Source organism: Kaistia sp. UC242_56 (genome assembly GCF_044452255.1).
GTDB classification, from domain to species: Bacteria; Pseudomonadota; Alphaproteobacteria; order Rhizobiales; family Kaistiaceae; genus Kaistia; species Kaistia defluvii_A.
In genome coordinates, this window is the sequence record NZ_JBIOAN010000002.1 from 3,428,279 (window position 1) to 3,445,197 (window position 16,919).

Annotated in this window: 17 protein-coding genes, 1 tRNA gene and 1 pseudogene; 8 read left to right on the plus strand and 11 right to left on the minus strand. The window is 64.4% G+C overall.

The window, feature by feature from the left end:
• Positions 1-53 precede the first annotated feature (53 nt).
• The 5 genes from ACHMWQ_RS18950 to ACHMWQ_RS18970 all read right to left on the minus strand — a co-directional run bounded on the left by ACHMWQ_RS18950 (position 54) and on the right by ACHMWQ_RS18970 (position 2,379).
• Positions 54-128: transfer RNA gene (locus tag ACHMWQ_RS18950), tRNA-Met, on the minus strand.
• A 571-nt stretch (positions 129-699) separates the two neighbouring features.
• Positions 700-897, minus strand: a complete 198-nt coding sequence (locus ACHMWQ_RS18955) for a hypothetical protein (RefSeq protein ID WP_396308658.1) — start codon at positions 895-897, stop codon at positions 700-702.
• Entirely contained in the window at positions 894-1,247 is a 354-nt protein-coding gene (locus ACHMWQ_RS18960; protein WP_396308659.1) for a DUF6074 family protein, read from the minus strand. Before ACHMWQ_RS18960 ends, ACHMWQ_RS18955 begins: the two co-directional genes overlap by 4 nt.
• Positions 1,244-2,029: a hypothetical protein gene (locus ACHMWQ_RS18965; protein ID WP_396308660.1), complete on the minus strand. Its 786-nt coding sequence runs from the start codon at positions 2,027-2,029 to the stop codon at positions 1,244-1,246. Before ACHMWQ_RS18965 ends, ACHMWQ_RS18960 begins: the two co-directional genes overlap by 4 nt.
• Entirely contained in the window at positions 2,026-2,379 is a 354-nt protein-coding gene (locus ACHMWQ_RS18970) for a hypothetical protein (RefSeq protein WP_396308661.1), read from the minus strand. The genes ACHMWQ_RS18965 and ACHMWQ_RS18970 overlap by 4 nt, the downstream gene beginning before the upstream one ends.
• Positions 2,380-2,521: 142 nt before the next feature.
• Here ACHMWQ_RS18970 and ACHMWQ_RS18975 point away from each other — a divergent pair.
• A pseudogene (locus tag ACHMWQ_RS18975) lies at positions 2,522-2,827 on the plus strand (RadC family protein); the annotation flags it as partial.
• On the opposite strand, the gene ACHMWQ_RS18980 reads toward ACHMWQ_RS18975, so the two are convergent.
• Complete coding sequence (locus ACHMWQ_RS18980) at positions 2,814-4,298, minus strand: MFS transporter (protein ID WP_396308662.1); 1,485 nt, start codon at positions 4,296-4,298, stop codon at positions 2,814-2,816. The pseudogene ACHMWQ_RS18975 and the gene ACHMWQ_RS18980 overlap by 14 nt on opposite strands.
• A gap of 251 nt (positions 4,299-4,549) precedes the next feature.
• Here ACHMWQ_RS18980 and ACHMWQ_RS18985 point away from each other — a divergent pair, with 251 nt between their 5' ends.
• The 4 genes from ACHMWQ_RS18985 to ACHMWQ_RS19000 are packed head-to-tail and all read left to right on the plus strand — an operon-like array spanning position 4,550 to position 8,032.
• Positions 4,550-5,482 (plus strand): metal ABC transporter substrate-binding protein, encoded by a 933-nt coding sequence (locus ACHMWQ_RS18985; RefSeq protein ID WP_396308663.1) that lies wholly within the window; start codon positions 4,550-4,552, stop codon positions 5,480-5,482.
• Positions 5,479-6,339 (plus strand): manganese/iron ABC transporter ATP-binding protein, encoded by an 861-nt coding sequence (locus ACHMWQ_RS18990; RefSeq protein ID WP_396308664.1) that lies wholly within the window; start codon positions 5,479-5,481, stop codon positions 6,337-6,339. The genes ACHMWQ_RS18985 and ACHMWQ_RS18990 overlap by 4 nt, the downstream gene beginning before the upstream one ends.
• A complete protein-coding gene (locus tag ACHMWQ_RS18995) occupies positions 6,336-7,196 on the plus strand; it encodes a metal ABC transporter permease (RefSeq protein WP_396309482.1) in 861 nt (286 codons plus the stop codon). Before ACHMWQ_RS18990 ends, ACHMWQ_RS18995 begins: the two co-directional genes overlap by 4 nt.
• Positions 7,193-8,032: a metal ABC transporter permease gene (locus ACHMWQ_RS19000; protein ID WP_396308665.1), complete on the plus strand. Its 840-nt coding sequence runs from the start codon at positions 7,193-7,195 to the stop codon at positions 8,030-8,032. The genes ACHMWQ_RS18995 and ACHMWQ_RS19000 overlap by 4 nt, the downstream gene beginning before the upstream one ends.
• Before the next feature lie 16 nt (positions 8,033-8,048).
• Here ACHMWQ_RS19000 and ACHMWQ_RS19005 read toward each other — a convergent pair whose 3' ends face one another.
• The 5 genes from ACHMWQ_RS19005 to ACHMWQ_RS19025 all read right to left on the minus strand — a co-directional run bounded on the left by ACHMWQ_RS19005 (position 8,049) and on the right by ACHMWQ_RS19025 (position 13,108).
• Positions 8,049-8,573 (minus strand): CC0125/CC1285 family lipoprotein, encoded by a 525-nt coding sequence (locus ACHMWQ_RS19005; protein WP_396308666.1) that lies wholly within the window; start codon positions 8,571-8,573, stop codon positions 8,049-8,051.
• A 102-nt stretch (positions 8,574-8,675) separates the two neighbouring features.
• A complete protein-coding gene (locus ACHMWQ_RS19010; RefSeq protein ID WP_396308667.1) occupies positions 8,676-10,265 on the minus strand; it encodes a murein L,D-transpeptidase in 1,590 nt (529 codons plus the stop codon).
• 64 nt (positions 10,266-10,329) lie between these two features.
• Positions 10,330-11,358: an amino acid ABC transporter substrate-binding protein gene (locus tag ACHMWQ_RS19015; protein ID WP_396308668.1), complete on the minus strand. Its 1,029-nt coding sequence runs from the start codon at positions 11,356-11,358 to the stop codon at positions 10,330-10,332.
• 172 nt (positions 11,359-11,530) lie between these two features.
• Positions 11,531-12,520, minus strand: coding sequence for a potassium channel beta subunit family protein (locus tag ACHMWQ_RS19020; protein ID WP_396308669.1), 990 nt, complete (start codon positions 12,518-12,520; stop codon positions 11,531-11,533).
• A 102-nt stretch (positions 12,521-12,622) separates the two neighbouring features.
• Positions 12,623-13,108 (minus strand): VOC family protein, encoded by a 486-nt coding sequence (locus tag ACHMWQ_RS19025; RefSeq protein WP_396308670.1) that lies wholly within the window; start codon positions 13,106-13,108, stop codon positions 12,623-12,625.
• A gap of 433 nt (positions 13,109-13,541) precedes the next feature.
• On the opposite strand from ACHMWQ_RS19025, the gene ACHMWQ_RS19030 reads away from it, so the two are divergent.
• The 3 genes from ACHMWQ_RS19030 to ACHMWQ_RS19040 all read left to right on the plus strand — a co-directional run bounded on the left by ACHMWQ_RS19030 (position 13,542) and on the right by ACHMWQ_RS19040 (position 16,877).
• Positions 13,542-14,960 carry a circularly permuted type 2 ATP-grasp protein gene (locus tag ACHMWQ_RS19030; RefSeq protein ID WP_354550174.1) on the plus strand — a complete coding sequence of 473 codons (1,419 nt, stop codon included), beginning with the start codon at positions 13,542-13,544 and terminating at the stop codon, positions 14,958-14,960.
• 147 nt (positions 14,961-15,107) lie between these two features.
• Positions 15,108-16,049, plus strand: a complete 942-nt coding sequence (locus tag ACHMWQ_RS19035) for an alpha-E domain-containing protein (RefSeq protein ID WP_354550176.1) — start codon at positions 15,108-15,110, stop codon at positions 16,047-16,049.
• A 12-nt stretch (positions 16,050-16,061) separates the two neighbouring features.
• Entirely contained in the window at positions 16,062-16,877 is an 816-nt protein-coding gene (locus ACHMWQ_RS19040) for a transglutaminase N-terminal domain-containing protein (RefSeq protein ID WP_396308671.1), read from the plus strand.
• Positions 16,878-16,919 lie beyond the last annotated feature (42 nt).

Genomic DNA, 16,919 nt, shown 5'->3' on the forward strand with positions numbered 1-16,919 from the left:
CTGGTTGCATATCCAGCACATTCATAAGCGGGGCGCGTTGGCTTCCCCTCGATTGGTTGCAGGGGGCGGACTCGAACCGCCGGTCTTCAGGTTATGAGCCTGAAGAGATGCCTCTTCTCCACCCTACTGAAACGCTTGGCGCCAGCTCGGTGGCGCAACTTCCCGACCCTAAGGGCTTCTCTACCCCGTTGAGCCCCGACTTGTAACACCCGGCGTCGATCTTCTGCGCGCAACAAAACGCTGCGTTTGCAGTGGGTTAAGCCAACGGTCTGATATCGCTTGCCGGTTCGGCGGTTTGCGGCCGGACGAAAAACGTCGTGGCTGCGCTCCTGAATCCATGGCGCCGCTTTTACGCGGCTTTCGTCTGCCAGTCCGGGCGCTCTATTCTCAGGTTGGCCTCGGGAGCGCCGCTGTACCAACCGACCATCTCGCGCCTTTCGGCGCCGCCATACTCGCCCTCTGGTCTCTCCGACGCAGAAATCGGCAGGCTATCGATTTGCACCCCCCTTTTGGCCCGAATGTGTGCAACGCGTCCAGAGCACCAGCGCCGCCATATTCGCCAGTCCTTACAGTCGCTTAGCTGCAATCAGGCGTGAGCAAAGCCCGGACAGCAAAAAGCCGCCCTGCGATTTCTCACAGGGCGGCTTGGGTCTGGTGAATTTGGGCGGCAGCAGTCAAGGTTTCCTTGACAACTGACGGTCAGAACGGCGGTTCGCTTGTCGGCTTGCCCTTGCCGCGCCAGTAGGCCGTTTCTGATCGGCTGCCCTTTCGGGCTCGGTTGGCATCAACCGTCTGGAGCCACTTCGCCGCTCGATCCTGGCCGCGGCGTTCCTTCTCGTCCTCCAGCGATAGGGTCCGGGTCAGAACCTTGGCCTTCTTCCAGTTGAGCTTGGTCACGAAGCGGCTCCCTCTGATGTGGTGGGCAGGGGGCCGGCCTTCACCGATATCGCCTGCATCTCGTGGTCGACTGCTGCTGCGAAGCCCCAGATCTGAGCTTCAATCGCTCCGTGGCAGAGGCCTTGGACCTGAAGGCGGCCGTAGAGCCGAAGGGCTTCCGTCCGCCAGAACTTGTTTCGTGCGGCGCCTTCCCGTCGCATCATCCGTTCAGCCGTTCGCCGAACAAAATGCACCTCTCGATATACGGGGAATGCGACAATGCGCCCCTGCATTGCTGGGGCCGCGTCGGCAGGCTTGCTCGTAGCGAGGAAATCCATCGAAGCGAAAAAGTCCATCTGCTCGCCCTTCATGCTGCCACCTCGGTCAAAGTGTCGTCATTCCCATGGGGCTCCGCCCCTTGGCACCCCGCCGGGGACATGGTCCCCGAACCCCGAACACGCGCCGCTGGCGCGCGATGGCTCTGGAGATGCACGCCAGATCTCCGTTCTTCGCCCCTGCATGTCGCAAGTGTGTCGCCAGTAGGGTCTTCTTCTACTCGCGACGGAACTTGCGACATGGCGGCGCGGCGGCGTTCCCAGGTTCGGCGGCATACGCCTTCCGCTTCCCAGGGCTTAGTCCGGCTCAATGATTGGCGCTCATAGGATTCGCGATCCAGCACTTGGGCCTCCGCTCGTTTTGCAGCCTGCCGCTGACGATCCCGCTGCTGCTTTCGAGCTCGAGCGATCTTGAGCCGCCCATCTCGTGGCAGGTCACAGGCCCCGATCGTGCGCAGCCCGAGACGATCCCGCTCGGCCATGGTGACCATCAGGAGATGTGCGATCGCGTCGGCCGGCAGCATGCGGTTGCGATTTGCAGTCTCGATTTCGACAGTCGCCACGAGCGCAGCGCTCGCCCAGGGCGCCCACCGGGCACACCATGCAGAGAGATCCTGCTCGGTAGCCGCGAGGGCGGCGGCGCGGAGATAGATGTCCGCGTCGTCCGTTTCCGGGATGATCTGCCCATGCCGGGCCGTGATTACCCTTTCGATTTCCCGGAGACGCTGCAGCTCGATCGAGAACGAGCTCTCCCCGCGCTGTCGACTGGCCTTCTCGGCGATGACGCAGTTGCCAACCTTGAGGGCGGCCCTGCTCATGATGGCACCCGGGCCCGACCGGTTGGCCAAGCACCGGCCGCCTCCCCTCTCGCGATCTGGTTGACCCGCAGAAGGAACGCCCTGACGGCACTGAGCGCGAGGAATTCGACGAGCACCTTCCGAAGGTCTTCCGGCAGCTCCTGGCCCTCGCGACAGACGAAGCGGCTGTCAAGCATGGTCGCGGACCCTGCCCGAAACCCCTGCTTCAGGTCTTCCAGCTCTCCCGCATCCGGAGGGAGCCCATCTTCAAGATAGTGAACTTCCGCGCAATGGCGCCCTATGGCGATACTGTCTGCCGCCATGAGATCGATATGCGCGGCGAGGTCTTCAGCGGTCAGAAGATCGTTCACGGATATTGAACAATCTGCCGAACTCGGGTACTTTTCGGGTGCTGATGTTGAGTATTCGATAGAGCCGTTCCGCTTGCCCCGCGGAGCGGCTTTTTTATGAGCGGTCCGAGGGTCGTCCTCGTTCTGGGCCAATGGCTTGCCCCAGTTCCGCATCCTGTTCCTCGACCGCAAGAACGTGCTGATCGCCGATGAGGTGCAGCAGGTCGGCACCGTCGACCACACGCCGGTCTATCCGCGCGAGGTGGTGAAGCGCGCGCTGGAGCTATCGGCCACCGCCATCGTCTTGGCGCATAACCATCCTTCCGGCGACCCGACGCCCTCGCGCGCCGATATCGAAATGACCAAGACGATCGTCGATATCGCCGGCCCGCTCGGCATCGCCGTGCATGATCACATCATCGTCGGACGCAACGGCCACGCCAGCTTTCGCGGTCTCAAGCTGATCTGACGGCGGGTTTCGGATCGGTCGGCTTTGAGGCGATGGCGTCGCCATGCCGGTCCTCCAGGCTTGCCGCGCCACCCAGTTCCTCGACCAGCCATGCCGTCACCAGCGCGCCGGCGAGGCTGACAACCGCCACCAGCAGCAGAACGGCTTCGAGCCCATATTCCGCCCGGATGATTGGCAGCAGAAACGCGCCGAGCGCCGCGCCGACTTTGGCGGCCGCCGATGCGAAGCCGGAGCCGGCCCCGCGCAGCTGCGTCGGAAAAAGCTCCGCCGGCAGCGCGAAGGTGGTCGAATGCGGCCCGATATTCATGGCGAGGTTGAACAGGACGAAGCCGAGGAACACCGCCATCGCGCCGGGCGCCGCCGTCCCGCTGGTCCACAGCACCGCGATCAGCACCACCATGCCGACCGCCATGCCGAGGAAACCCAGCACCTGCGGGCGAATGTGGCCGTAGCGCGGGACCACCCAGAACGCGATCAGGAAGCCGATCAGCAGGAACAGGTCGATCAGCGACGAGCCGCCAATATCGGAGAAACCCGAAGCGACCGGCCCGCGGGCGGCCTTGCCGAAATGCAGGTCCGCCAGCAGCAACGGCGTGAACAGGCCGATGCCATAGGACGCGATATCCATCAGGAACCAGGGCACGCAGGCCAGCGCCGTGCGACGGCGATAGCTGCGCCCGAACAAGGCGGCCATGCCCTGCGTCTTCACCGCCTCCGCGTCCCTGGCGACCAGATGCACATTGGCAGCGGCGGCCTTGCCAAGCGCCTCCAGCTTCGCCTTGTCGGTGACCACCACGGCGCCTATGGCGCGGGCAGCCTCCAGATTGCGCCCCTTGCCCATCAGCCAGCGCGGGCTTTCCTTCAGCGGCAAGCGCAGGACGAGATAGAGAAGCGGCAGGCCCGCCAGCGCCAGCATGAAACCGCGCCAGGCCGAGGCGCTTTCAACCCACCACAGCACCGATCCTGTCAGCGCCGCCGCCAGGACGAAGCCGACCGCCTGGAACGCGATGGTCGCGACCATCATGCGACTGCGGGCCTGGATCGGCATCCACTCGGCGACATAGGCGCTGCCGACGGGATAATCGATGCCGACGCCGACGCCGAAAATGAACAGGCCCACCAGCAGCATCTCGGGGCTGCCGGCAAAGACGCAGATCAGCGCGCCGAGCGTAATCATCGCCATGTCGAGGATCATCAGCGGCTTGCGGCCGAACCGGTCGGCCAGCGGACCGCCGAGCAGCGAGCCCGGCACAGCACCGAAGAGAAGAGCGGCGCCCAGCAAGCCCTGCATGGTCGCATCGATGACGAAGGTCTGCATCAGAAGTGGTAGAGCGACGCCGAGCGTGAAGACCGAGAAGCCGCCCAGCGTGGTGCCGCCGGTCGACAGCAGCCAGTACCAGCGCTGCGCGAAACCCATCGGCGCATGGTCCAGCACGGCCAGCATGGCCCGCTGTTCTGGCGTCTGAAGCATGTGTTTCCCCTCTTCTGCGCGCATCGCGGCCCGTGTGACGGGACCGACAGTGTCGCCGAGAGGCTGCCTTTGCAACCGCCGGGCGGCCGCTATCCCGCCTTTGCCGCCTGCCCGTGTCTGCAACGCTCGCACACGCTGCCCGCGCCAAGCTGGAACAGCACCTGGCCCCATTATTGAGAATGAGTTGCAATTGCGATCCGGCCATGCCAGCTTATTGCGAATAAGTCGCAATTGCACGGACTGGACCCAACATGCTCGACCGCACGCGCCGCCGCCTTCTCCTCGCCGTGTCCGGATTGCTGGCGGCCACGATGATGTCACCGGCGGCTGCTGCCGCCGCAGAGGGCCAGAAATTCAAGGCCGTCACGACCTTCACCATCATTGCCGACATGGCGCGGAACGTCGCCGGCGAGGTGGCGATCGTTGAATCGATCACCAAGCCCGGTGCCGAGATCCACAACTACCAGCCGACGCCGCGCGACATCGTGAAGGCGCAGGACGCGCAGCTCATCCTCTGGAATGGGCTCGGCCTCGAACTCTGGTTCGAGAAGTTCTTCGCCAATCTGGACGGCGTGCCGCAGGCGACCGTCTCGGCCGGCGTTGAGCCGATGGGCATTGCCGAGGGCCCCTATTCCGGCAAGCCGAACCCGCATGCCTGGATGTCGCCCGCCGCCGCCCGCCTCTATGTCGACAACATCCGCGACGCCTTCGTGCAGCATGACCCGGCCAATGCCGAAACGTACAAGGCGAATGCCGAGGCCTACAAAGCGAAGATCGACGCCACCGTGGCGCCGATCCGCGACGCGCTCGCCGCCATCCCCGAAGAGAGGCGCTGGCTCGTCTCGAGCGAAGGCGCCTTCAGCTACCTCGCGCGCGATTTCGGCCTGAAGGAGCTCTATCTCTGGCCGATCAACGCCGACCAGCAGGGCACGCCGCAGCAGGTGCGCAAGGTGATCGATGCGGTGCGCGCCAACGCCATCCCGGTGGTGTTCAGCGAAAGCACGATTTCGGCCAACCCGGCCAAGCAGGTGGCGCGCGAAACCGGCGCGGCCTATGGCGGCGTCCTCTATGTCGACAGTCTCAGCGAGGCCGGCGGCCCGGTGCCAACCTATCTCGACCTGCTGCGCGTCACGTCGGAAACGATCGCCAAGGGCATCGCGCAGCCGGAGGCGGCCACCGAATGAATGCCCCCCTTCCCGCCCGCACCATCGTGGCCGACGGCATCTCGGTCGCCAACGCGACCGTCACCTACCGCAATGGCCACACCGCGCTGCGCGACGCCAGCTTCCAGATCCCGACCGGCACGATCACGGCCCTGGTCGGCGTCAATGGCAGCGGCAAGTCGACCCTGTTCAAGGCGATCATGGGCTTCGTCCGCGTCTCGCGAGGCGAGATCACGGTTCTCGGCCTACCCGTCGAGAAGGCGCTGAAACAGAACCTCGTCGCCTATGTGCCGCAGAGCGAGGACGTCGACTGGAATTTTCCCGTCCTCGTCGAGGACGTCGTGATGATGGGCCGCTATGGCCACATGAATTTCATGCGCATCGCCTCAGCACGCGATCATGCCGCCGTCGACAAGGCGCTGGAACGGGTCGGCATGAGCGCGATGCGCAAGCGCCAGATCGGCGAGCTTTCCGGCGGCCAGCGCAAGCGCGTCTTCCTCGCCCGCGCTCTGGCGCAGGATGGCCGAGTCATCCTGCTCGACGAACCCTTCACCGGCGTCGACGTGCAGACGGAAGGCGCGATCATCGAACTTCTGCGCGGGCTTCGCGACGAAGGCCGGGTGATGCTGGTCTCGACCCACAATCTCGGCAGCGTGCCGGAATTCTGCGATCGCGCCGTGCTGCTGAACCGCACGGTGCTGGCCTATGGCCCGACGCGCGAGACCTTCACCCGCGCCAATCTCGAAAAGACCTTTGGTGGCGTGCTGCGCCATATCGTGCTCGATCCGGCATCGGGCGGCGGCGGCACGATCGACATCCTGACCGACGACGAAAGCCCGCTGCTCGTCCAGGCCGAGGGCGCGGAGGGGCAGCGCTGATGGCCCTGCTGCTCGAGCCCTTCGGCTACAGCTACATGCTCAACGCCATGTGGGTCAGCGCGCTGGTCGGCGGCGTCTGCGCCTTCCTCTCCGCCTATCTGATGCTGAAGGGCTGGTCCCTGATCGGCGACGCCCTCTCCCACTCGATCGTGCCCGGCGTCGCCGGCGCCTACATGCTCGGCCTGCCCTTTTCCATCGGCGCCTTCTTCTCCGGCGGCCTCGCCGCCGCGGCCATGCTGTTTCTCAACCAGCGCACCAAGCTGAAGGAAGATGCGATCATCGGCCTGATCTTCACCGGCTTCTTCGGTCTCGGCCTGTTCATGGTGTCGCTGTCGCCGACATCAGTGAACATCCAGACCATCGTGCTCGGCAACATCCTGGCGATCACGCCAGAGGACACGCTGCAGCTCGCCATCATCGGCTTCGTCTCGCTCGCCATTCTGCTGGTGAAATGGAAGGACCTGATGGTCACCTTCTTCGACGAGAGCCATGCCCGCTCGATCGGCCTCAACCCGACGGCGCTGAAGATCCTGTTCTTCACATTGCTCTCGGCCTGCACGGTGGCCGCGCTGCAGACGGTCGGCGCCTTCCTGGTCATCGCCATGGTGGTGACCCCGGGCGCCACCGCCTATCTGCTCACCGACCGTTTTCCACGGCTGCTCGCGATCAGCGTCGCCGTCGGCGCGCTGACCAGCCTCACCGGCGCCTACGCCAGCTATTTCCTCGACGGCGCCACCGGCGGCATCATCGTCGTGCTGCAGACGCTCATCTTCCTCGCAGCCTTCGTCTTCGCCCCGAAGCACGGCCTGGTCGCCGCCCGCCGCCGCGCGGCCGAAGCGCTGGAGACGGCATCATGACGATCCTCGAAACGCTTCTGCAGCCGTTTCAGTTCGAGTTCATGCGCAACGCGCTCCTCATCTCGGCACTGGTCGCCGTGCCGACCGCGCTGCTCTCCTGCTATCTGGTTCTGAAGGGCTGGTCGCTGATGGGCGACGCCATCTCGCATGCGGTGCTGCCGGGCGTCGTCATCGCCTATATCGTCGGCGCGCCGCTCGCCATCGGCGCCTTCCTTGCCGGCATGGGCTGCGCGCTGGCCAGCGGCTATCTCAAAGCAAACAGCCGCATCAAGCAGGATACGGTGATGGGCATCGTGTTCTCCGGCATGTTCGGGCTTGGGATCGTGCTCTACACCAAGATCGAGACCGACGTTCACCTCGACCACATCCTGTTCGGCGACATGCTGGGGGTGGGTTGGCGCGACATCGCCGAGACGGGGATCATCGCCCTGGTCATCACCGGCATCCTCGCGCTGAAATGGCGGGATCTGCTGCTGCACAGCTTCGATCCTGTCCAGGCCAGGGTCGTCGGCCTGCGTGTGAACTGGCTGCATTACGGGCTGCTGGCGATCCTTTCGCTCGCCATCGTCGGCGCGCTGAAGGCGGTCGGCATCATCCTCGCCATCGCCATGCTGGTCTCGCCCGGCGCCATCGCCTTCCTGCTGACGAGGAAGTTCAGCACGATGCTGTGCCTCGCGACCGCGATCGCGGGGATCGCCTCGCTTAGCGGTGTCTATCTGAGCTTCTTCCTCGACAGCGCCCCGGCGCCGACCATCGTGCTGCTGCTGACGATCGTCTTCATCGCCGCCTTCCTGATCTCGACCCGTCGCGCGGCGCGGATCGAAACGAAAAACTAACTCTAGACAACATGGCTCAGCTTTGCGGAGGCCCATACTTTCCTTTGTAACCGATGGTCGGACCGTAGTGATTTATGATGTCCAAAGGACTAAGCCCGTCCTTCGCGCCGGGTTCATCTTTACTGAACATTTGAACCACGACGGTGGATTTCGGGCTTTCAAAATCAACAGTCGTAGGCGGCTGATACGACCCCGACGAATAAGAAGTCCCGCTAAATGAACTGCCGCTTAGCCGGCCATTCAGCGTGGTAGATTCGCTGTAGTGACCATTGCTCACAACTGCAGTGCTTCGCGTTACTGTGTCCGACTTCCCCAAAATGACAAATGAATGGTAGCCCTTTTCCAAAGTCAGCTCCGCAGCCCGCACTAAGGTGATCGCCTGCGCTCGCGCTGGAGAGGTAAATTCGTTGCCACGAGTAGTTATCTCGTAGGAACTTGCACTCAGCGGAACTTCAGAAAAGCCCCCCATCAAGCCCTCTGGCTGATACGTCGTGCACCCGATCAAGAGTATCGAGAGAGCAACCGCAAAAGAAACACGCATCTATTGGTCCTAAAACAGAAATGTGGGGCCAAGCCCCAAGGCTAATAGAAAATCATTGATGCAAGAATATATTTCGTTGATTTTTCCTGATCAAATTGTTCCTCACCAGGCCAATGCCTTGCCATCCAGCGCGGCGAGCAGCTTGGCGTCCTGGCCGTAAATGTCCTTGCGGAAATTGACGCCGTCCTCGTCCACCCAGGCGGTCAGGTAGGTCAGGTGGATGGGAAGCGGCGTGGCCAGCTTGACGACGGTGTTCTTTTCCGTCGCCACCACCTGGTTGATCCGGTCCATGCTCCATCCGGTGACACCGCCGGCGGTCAGCACCTGCAGGGCCAGTTCAAGCGGCCGGCTCAGGCGGATGCAGCCATGGCTGAAGGCGCGCTCGGCTTTCGAGAAGGCAGCGCGCGACGGCGTATCGTGCAGATAGACATCGTGCTGGTTGGGGAACATGAACTTGACGCGGCCGAGCGCATTTTTCGGCCCCGGCTGCTGGCGCAGCTGGAACGGGAAATTGCCCGGCCCGTAACTCGCCCAATTGATCGAGGTAAGGTCGTAGACGTCCTTGCCGCGCACGGCCTGGAAGCCCTGCGCGGCGAGCCCGCCGGGATTCCTGCGCAGTTTGCCGAGCTGTTCCTTGACGGCGATGCCGGACGGCACCGTCCAGTAGGGATTGATCTCGATGTAGCGAACCTGGTCGCTGAATACCGGCGTGCGGCTATAGGGCTTGCCGACGACGACCGACATGCGCTCCTCGGCGCGGCCGTCCTTGACGCGGCGAAGCTCGAAGCCGGCGATGTTGACCATCAGATATTGCTGGCCGAGATCGCGCGGCATCCAGCGCCAGCGCTCCATCGCCAGTTCGATTTCCTGGATGCGTTCCTCGATCGGCACGTTCATCGCGACCAGCGCCGCTGGCCCGACGACGCCGTCGACATCGAGCCCGTGACGGGCCTGGAAGCGCTCGACCGCCTTGACCAGCTCGGCGTCGTAGACCTCGGCCCCGCTCGCCGGCGACGGATCGGCGCCATCGGTCGTCGCCAGCCGATCGCGAAGGGCGGCGACGCGCGGATCGGTCATGCCGGGCTTCAGCGTCGGGCCAAGAGGAACGAGGTCCCACCCGCCTTCCACCGCAAGCTCGCGATACTGCGCCAGCGCGCCACGCAGAGACGCGTAATAGCTGCTCGGCGGCTGCCAGGCGTCGAAGAAAGCGTCGAGATCGTCGGCCTTGGCGACAGCCTGCAACGCCGCCGCCTGATCGAAGGTGCGGGTCTTCAGGAAGAAATTGGGATCGACCTTGGCCGGCAGGAAGCGTCCGACCGACAGGTCGCCGCTATATTCGAGAAAGGCGGCCGAGAAGAACAGCTCGATCAGGGCAAGACCCCGAACGTCTTCCGGATCGGTATTCTGCATCAGCGACATCAGCTGGCGCGTCGGATAGTCGTCCGGGCGCAATCCGTCCGAGCCGGCATCGTTGAGGATCGCGACCAGCGCCTCGGCTCGGTCGTCGCGCAGCCAGAGCAGTTCTCCTGCCTGTTCCTCGTAATAGGCGCGCAGCACCTCGCGGCGCTGTTGGATCGGCAGGGGCAGCCGCTTCTCCCGCGCCAGGAGGTCGATCGCATTGATGCGGATGACGGCGAGGTTGCGCTGCTGTTCCTGGACGGTGGCGGCCTCGGCGGCCGCAAGCGCCGGCAACAGGGTCGCGAATGCGAGAAAAGCTGCCGCGCAGAGGCGGATCGGGAATTGACGGATCGGGGCGTTACTGAAGGGGCGGCGCATAGAGGATCCCGCCTTGTGTCCAGAGTGCGTTGATGCCACGGCTCAATTGCATCGGCGTTTCCTCGCCGAGATTGCGTTCGAAGATCTCGCCCATATTGCCGACCCCGCCGATCACCTGGGTTAGCCAGCCATCGGGCAGGCCCAGGGAAGGTCCGCTCAGGGAACCGAGCATGCCCGCCTGCTGCGCCTTGTCGGCGGCGATGGAATCGGAGGTCAGCCCGACCTCCTCCGCGTCGATCAGCCCGAACAGCACCCATCGCACGAGGTTGACCCATTTCGGATCATCGTCGCGCACCACGGGCCCGAGCGGCTCCTTCGAGATGACGTCCTTGAGAATGACATGGTCGTCCGGCTTGGGCAGGTCGGCCCGTTCGCCGGCAAGCGCCGAGCGATCCGCCGTGTAGGCGTCGCACTTGCCGTCCGCATAGGCCTTGCGCGCATCCTGCCGCGCTTCAAAGGGCAGGAACGAAATCTTGAGCCCGGCCCGCTCGAAATAGGCGGTGGCGTTGTCCTGGGTCGTGGTTCCGCTGACGACGCAGATGGTGGCACCGTTCAGCTGCAGCGGGCTGGTTGCGCCATAGAGCGCCGGCACCATGAAGCCCTGGCCGTCGAAATAGCTGACGCCGACGAATTCCAGCGACTGCCCGGCATCGCGCGCCAGCGTCCAGGTGCTGTTGCGGGAGAGCAGGTCCACCTTTCGGTCCGTCAGCGCGTGGAAGCGGTCGGAGGCCGACAGCGGCACGTAATCGACCTTGCCGGCATCGGCAAAGATGGCGAGCGCGACCGCCTTGCAGAAATCGACATCGAAGCCGCGCCAGGTGCCCTGCTCGTCCTTCTCCGAGAATCCGCCCAGCCCCTCGCTGACACCGCATACCAGCGTGCCGCGCGCCTTCACGTCCTCCAGCGTCCCCGCCTTCGCCGGACTGCCGGAGCCTGAGACCAGCAGCAGGCCCAGGAGCAGGGCCGTGGCGCACGCCGACCAGCGAACGGAAAAGCATGGCAACGTCATCGATGAGCCCCGGATAGCGCTACGGCAGTTGGGCCATGATACATCGGCGCGCGCCGCCAACAAGGCCACAACCACAGATGTCGCGACGTCCCGGCGGCAGGCACAAAAGGAAATGGCCGGGACAAGCCCGGCCATGACATCTTCTTCGTGAAACTGTAGCAGACCGGCCCGCCTAGTAGCGCTCGGGCGCGGCCGGCTTGTTGCCGAGGATCGCGTCGATCTTGTCGAGCACTTCGGGCGTCAGCTTGTCGCGGCTGTCGAGGGCGGCGAGGTTGTCCTGCAGCTGGCTCTTCTTGGATGCGCCGAGGATGACGGTCGAGACGTTCTTGTTGGCAAGGCACCAGAGCAGCGCCATGTGGTGGATCGGCATGCCGATCTCTTCGGCCAGCGCCGCCAGCTTTTCGACCTGGCCGATGCGCTGCTTGCCCTTCTCGCTCTGCCAAAGCTCCTTGAGCCACTCATAGCCCGGCAGGTCCAGGCGGCTGCCGGCGGGAATGCCCTTGTTGTACTTGCCCGTCAGGATGCCGGAAGCGAGCGGCGACCAGATCGTCGTGCCGAGGCCCATCAGGTCGTAGAGCGGGCGATAGTCGCCCTCGACCTTGTCGCGCTCGAACAGATTGTACTGCGGCTGCTCCATGGTGGGCGGCGTGATCTTCAGATCCTTCGCCACGGCCCAGGCCTCGGTCAGCTGCTGCGCCGACCATTCCGACGTGCCCCAGTAGAGCACCTTGCCCTGCTGCACGAGGTCGTGCATGGCGCGCACCGTTTCCTCGATCGGCGTATCGATGTCGGGGCGGTGGCAGAAATAGAGGTCGAGATATTCGACCTGCAGCCGCTTCAGCGCCGCGTGGCAGGCATCGGTGACGTGCTTGCGCGAAAGACCGCGCTGCGTCGGCTTCGAGCCGCCCCAGAACACCTTGCTGGAGACGATATAGGAATCGCGGCTCCAGGCGAGCTTGGCGAGCGCCTCGCCCATCAGCGTCTCGGAGACGCCGGCCTCATAGCCCTCGGCGTTGTCGAAGAAATTGATTCCGCTGTCATAGGCCAGCGTCATGATGTCGAGCGCGTCGCGCTGGTCGACCTGCTTGCCGAACGTAACCCAGGAGCCGAGCGAAAACTCGCTGACCTGCAGGCCCGACTTGCCCAAACGGCGATACTGCATCTTGAATCCGATCCTTCTGGAAATCTTTGTGCGGCGCACGCGCCGCGGCTGCAAACTAGTGGAGTTGCTCGCGCCGCGCCACCATCCGCCCCTTGAGGTTCGTCACGACTCGACCGGCTGGCCCTCGAAGGCCTGCTCCAGCGTCGCGATGTCGATCTTGTTCATTTTGAGCAGCGCCTCCATGACGCGCTGCGACTTCTGGGCGTCCGGGTCGGTCAACATCGGCGTCAACGTACTGGGCACGATCTGCCAGCAAATGCCGAACCGGTCCGTCACCCAGCCGCAGCGCCGTTCCTGGCCATCTTCGGAAAGCCGCTCCCAGAGATCGTCGAGTTCCGCCTGGTCATCGCATTTCACCACGAAGGAGATCGCCTCGTTGAACTTGAAATGAGGACCGCCATTCAGCGCCGTGAACTCCAGTCCCTCCAGTTCGAACGACGCCGCCATGACGCTGCCCTTGGGGCCCGGGCCCGCCTCGCCATAGCGAACCACCCTGCCGACCTTCGCACTCTTGAAGATCGAGACGTAGTAGATGATCGCCTCTTCGACCTGGTTATCGAACCACAGGAAGGGAGTGATCTTCTGCATGGCTATGTCCTTTGATCCGAGTTGCGCACCGAGCTGACCGATCCCGCCCGATGCCGAAGATGCAGCCTCCGGAAAAACGGACTCGCTGCGATCGCTCGAAGCGCGGCCCGACCTGTCGGGGCCCTAGGGCGCGCAAGGTCGCACTGGCGAGAAACCGGAAAACGCCAGCAGGCCGTTTACGTTCCCTGGCGCCGAAGCCCCGTCGGTCGGCGGCAGTCCCAAACTGCCTATTTATGCGGCAAATGGTGCCTTCCGCGCCGCGTCAATGCGGAACTGCCGAATTTGGCAGATAGCCCCTAGCCAAGATTGCCCGGCTCATATGCAATGGTGCTCGCGCTCCCGTGCTGGAGGCGCCGTGACAGCCGAGAGGTTTCTTGTCTGGCACGGGGCTTGCGGTTGGGGAGTGACGACAACCAAAGGGGGATAGCGCGCAATGGTCGTCGCCTTCGATGAGATGAGCGCGAGCAGCGAAAGCTGCCGGCCGGGCTACGAGATCCTCAAGCGTTGGCTGGACGCGACGCCGCCGGATCTCCTTTCGACGCGCCGCGCCGAGGCGGAACTGCTGTTCCGCCGGATCGGCATCACCTTCGCCGTCTATGGCGATAATGATGGCGAGGAGCGGATCATTCCGTTCGACATCATTCCGCGCATCATCACCGCGCCGGAATGGACCAAGCTTTCGAAGGGACTGGAACAGCGGGTCAAGGCGCTGAACGCGTTCCTGACCGACATCTATTCCAAAGGAGACATCCTGCGCGCCGGCATCGTGCCGCAGGACCTGATCTATCAGAATCCCTACTACCAGCCGGAAATGGCCGGCGTGAAGCTGGCCCATGACATCTATGTGATGATCGCCGGCATCGACATCGTCCGCGTCGACCCCGACACCTTCTACGTGCTCGAGGACAACGCCCGCACGCCTTCCGGGGTCTCCTACATGCTGGAGAACCGGGAAGTGATGATGAAGCTGTTCCCGGACCTGTTCGCCGAGCACCGCATCGCCCCGGTCGAGAATTATCCGGACGCGCTGCTCGCCACGCTGAAATCGGTCGCGCCGCGCTCGGCCCCCGGCGACCCGACGGTGGCCCTGCTCACCCCCGGTCCGTTCAACTCGGCCTTCTACGAACACTCGTTCCTGGCCGACAAGCTAGGCATCGAACTCGTCGAAGGCCGCGACCTGCAGGTGCGCGACAATGTCGTCTACATGCGCACGACCGAGGGGCCCAAGCGCGTCGACGTGCTGTATCGCCGCCTCGACGACGACTTCCTCGACCCCCTCACTTTCCGGCCGGATTCGATCCTCGGCGTGCCGGGGCTGATGAATGCCTATCGCGCCGGCAACATCACGCTGTCGAACGCGGTCGGCACCGGCGTCGCCGATGACAAGGCGGTCTATTCCTACATGCCGGAGATCGTCCGCTTCTATCTCGGCGAGGAGCCGATCCTGAAGAACGTGCCGACCTGGCGCTGCCGCGAGCCGGATGCGCTCAAATACGTCCTCGAACATCTCGACACGATGGTGGTCAAGGAAGTGGCGGGCTCCGGCGGCTATGGCATGCTGATCGGCCCGGCAGCCGACAAGAAGACCCGCGAGGAGTTCGGCGCCAAGCTGCGCGCCAACCCGGACGATTTCATCGCCCAGCCGACGCTGGCGCTCTCGACCTCGCCGACCTTCGTCGATGCCGGCATCGCGCCGCGCCATGTCGACCTGCGTCCCTTCGTGCTTTCGGGCAAGGACAAGGTACGCATCGTTCCCGGCGGCTTGACCCGCGTCGCCCTCAAGGAGGGCTCGCTGGTGGTCAATTCGAGCCAGGGCGGCGGCACCAAGGACACGTGGGTGCTCGATGCCTGAACTGGATAGCCCCCGGCCCCATGCCTGCGCCCTTCATCGGGCGACGCATGCGGCGCGCGGGCTGGATCGACTTGCGACAGCCGCTTCTTCCCTCCCCCTCACAGGGCGGGACCGGAGCGAGGGCCTTACCATCCGGAGTTGTTTTCCGTGCTGAGCCGTACCGCCGATAATCTGTTCTGGCTTGCCCGCTATGTCGAGCGCGCCGAAAACACCGCCCGCATCATCGACGCCGCCAACCGCCTCGCCGCCATGCCGATCGCCTATGCCGGCGGCTCGAACGAATGGGAATCCGCCGTCGCCGCCACCGGCGCGCTCGGACTGTTCAAGTCGCTGAACCGGGAACCGACGGCCGAGAACATCATCGACTTCCTCGCCTTCTCGCCGGAAAACCCCTCCTCCATCCGCTCCTGCCTGGAGCGTGCCCGGGTGAACGCGCGCACCGTGCGCACCGCGCTGACGTCGGAGATGTGGGACGCCATCAACGGCGCCTGGCTCGGCCTGCGCGATTTCAACGGCGCCTCGCGCGACCGCATGCGGCTCAACGACTTCCTCGTCTATGTGAAGGAAGCCTCGCTGCGCTTCGACGGCTCGGCCTACCGGACGATGATCCGCAACGACGTCTATTTCTTCTCGAGCCTCGGCTCCTTCATCGAGCGCGCCGACAACACGGCCCGCATCCTCGACGTCAAATATCATTTGCTGCTGCCGGCCGAGGAGAGCGTCGGCGGCGGCCTCGATTTCTTCCAGTGGTCATCGATCCTGCGCTCGGTCTCCGCCAACACGGCCTATCACTGGGTCTATCGCGAGAGCCTGAAGCCCTGGCTCGTCGCCGATCTCCTGGTCCTGAACGACCAGCTGCCGCGCTCGCTCGCCTCCTGCTACGAGAACATCTGCGCCTTCCTCGACGAGCTCTCGCTCGCCTATGGCCGCCAGGGGCCGGCCCAGCGCGTCGCCCGCTCGACCCGCAACCGGCTGCAAAACGCCAATATCGACGACGTATTCAGCGGCGGCCTGCATGAATTCCTGACCGAGTTCATCGCCGACAATGGCCGTCTGGGACAGGCGATCACCGACCAGTATCTGGCCTGACGGGAACGGTTCATGCGCCTCCGGATCGTTCACGAAACCGCCTACAGCTTCGACCCGCCCGCTCTGGGCGCGATCCAGACGCTTCGGCTGACCCCGCGCGGCCATGACGGCCAGTTCGTCGTCAACTGGCGCATCGAGGTCGATCACGACTGCCGGCTCGACACCGACACCGACCCGTTCGGCAATGTCGTGCAGTCCTTCACAACCCAGGGCAAGCTCGACGGCCTGGTCATTACCGCGCTGGGCGATGTCGAGACGCATGACATGGCCGGCATGGTGCGCGGCCAGGCGGAGCGTTTTCCGGTCGGCGTCTTCCTGCGCGGGACGCCGCTGACGGTGCCCGATGCCGAGATCCGCTCCTTTGCCGACGATGTCGCCGCCTCCGCGCCGACCGACCGGCTGTCGCGGCTGCACTGGCTGATGAACAGCCTGCACGAGCGCATCCTGCTCGGCGAGACGACCGACGACAGCGCCAAGGCCACCTTCGCCGCCAGCCGGGGCGACGCCCGCGCCATGGCGCATGTGATGATCGCCGCCGCCCGCCATCTCGGCATCCCGGCCCGCTATGCCAGCGGCTATCTGTTCCGGCCGGAGGCCGAGGCGCCGGCGACCAGCGAGCATGGCTGGGCCGAGGCCTTTCTCGATGGAGTAGGCTGGGTCGGATTCGATGTAGCAACGAATCTCTGTCCGACGGATACTCATGTCCGACTGGCCATCGGATTGGACCGAATCGGTTCGTCTCCGGTACGCGGGGCAGCCTATGGCGACGGGGTTACCGCGCCGACGATTTCGATCAGTGTGTCGGAAGCGCGCTCGGCCCGGAGATAGGTCGATGGCAATTTTTCACTTGCGCCTCAAATTTAGCGGCCT

What these genes read in the sequence shown, in the direction of transcription:
- ACHMWQ_RS18990 (WP_396308664.1), top strand. Translation starts at nt 5,479, where the DNA reads ATGAATGCCCCCCTTCCCGCCCGCACCATCGTGGCCGACGGCATCTCG.
- ACHMWQ_RS18985 (WP_396308663.1), top strand. Translation starts at nt 4,550, where the DNA reads ATGCTCGACCGCACGCGCCGCCGCCTTCTCCTCGCCGTGTCCGGATTG.
- ACHMWQ_RS19040 (WP_396308671.1), top strand. Translation starts at nt 16,062, where the DNA reads ATGCGCCTCCGGATCGTTCACGAAACCGCCTACAGCTTCGACCCGCCC.
- ACHMWQ_RS18980 (WP_396308662.1), bottom strand. Translation starts at nt 4,298, where the DNA reads ATGCTTCAGACGCCAGAACAGCGGGCCATGCTGGCCGTGCTGGACCAT.
- ACHMWQ_RS19025 (WP_396308670.1), bottom strand. Translation starts at nt 13,108, where the DNA reads ATGCAGAAGATCACTCCCTTCCTGTGGTTCGATAACCAGGTCGAAGAG.
- ACHMWQ_RS19030 (WP_354550174.1), top strand. Translation starts at nt 13,542, where the DNA reads ATGGTCGTCGCCTTCGATGAGATGAGCGCGAGCAGCGAAAGCTGCCGG.
- ACHMWQ_RS19005 (WP_396308666.1), bottom strand. Translation starts at nt 8,573, where the DNA reads ATGCGTGTTTCTTTTGCGGTTGCTCTCTCGATACTCTTGATCGGGTGC.
- ACHMWQ_RS18960 (WP_396308659.1), bottom strand. Translation starts at nt 1,247, where the DNA reads ATGAAGGGCGAGCAGATGGACTTTTTCGCTTCGATGGATTTCCTCGCT.
- ACHMWQ_RS19020 (WP_396308669.1), bottom strand. Translation starts at nt 12,520, where the DNA reads ATGCAGTATCGCCGTTTGGGCAAGTCGGGCCTGCAGGTCAGCGAGTTT.
- ACHMWQ_RS18965 (WP_396308660.1), bottom strand. Translation starts at nt 2,029, where the DNA reads ATGAGCAGGGCCGCCCTCAAGGTTGGCAACTGCGTCATCGCCGAGAAG.
- ACHMWQ_RS19015 (WP_396308668.1), bottom strand. Translation starts at nt 11,358, where the DNA reads ATGACGTTGCCATGCTTTTCCGTTCGCTGGTCGGCGTGCGCCACGGCC.
- ACHMWQ_RS19000 (WP_396308665.1), top strand. Translation starts at nt 7,193, where the DNA reads ATGACGATCCTCGAAACGCTTCTGCAGCCGTTTCAGTTCGAGTTCATG.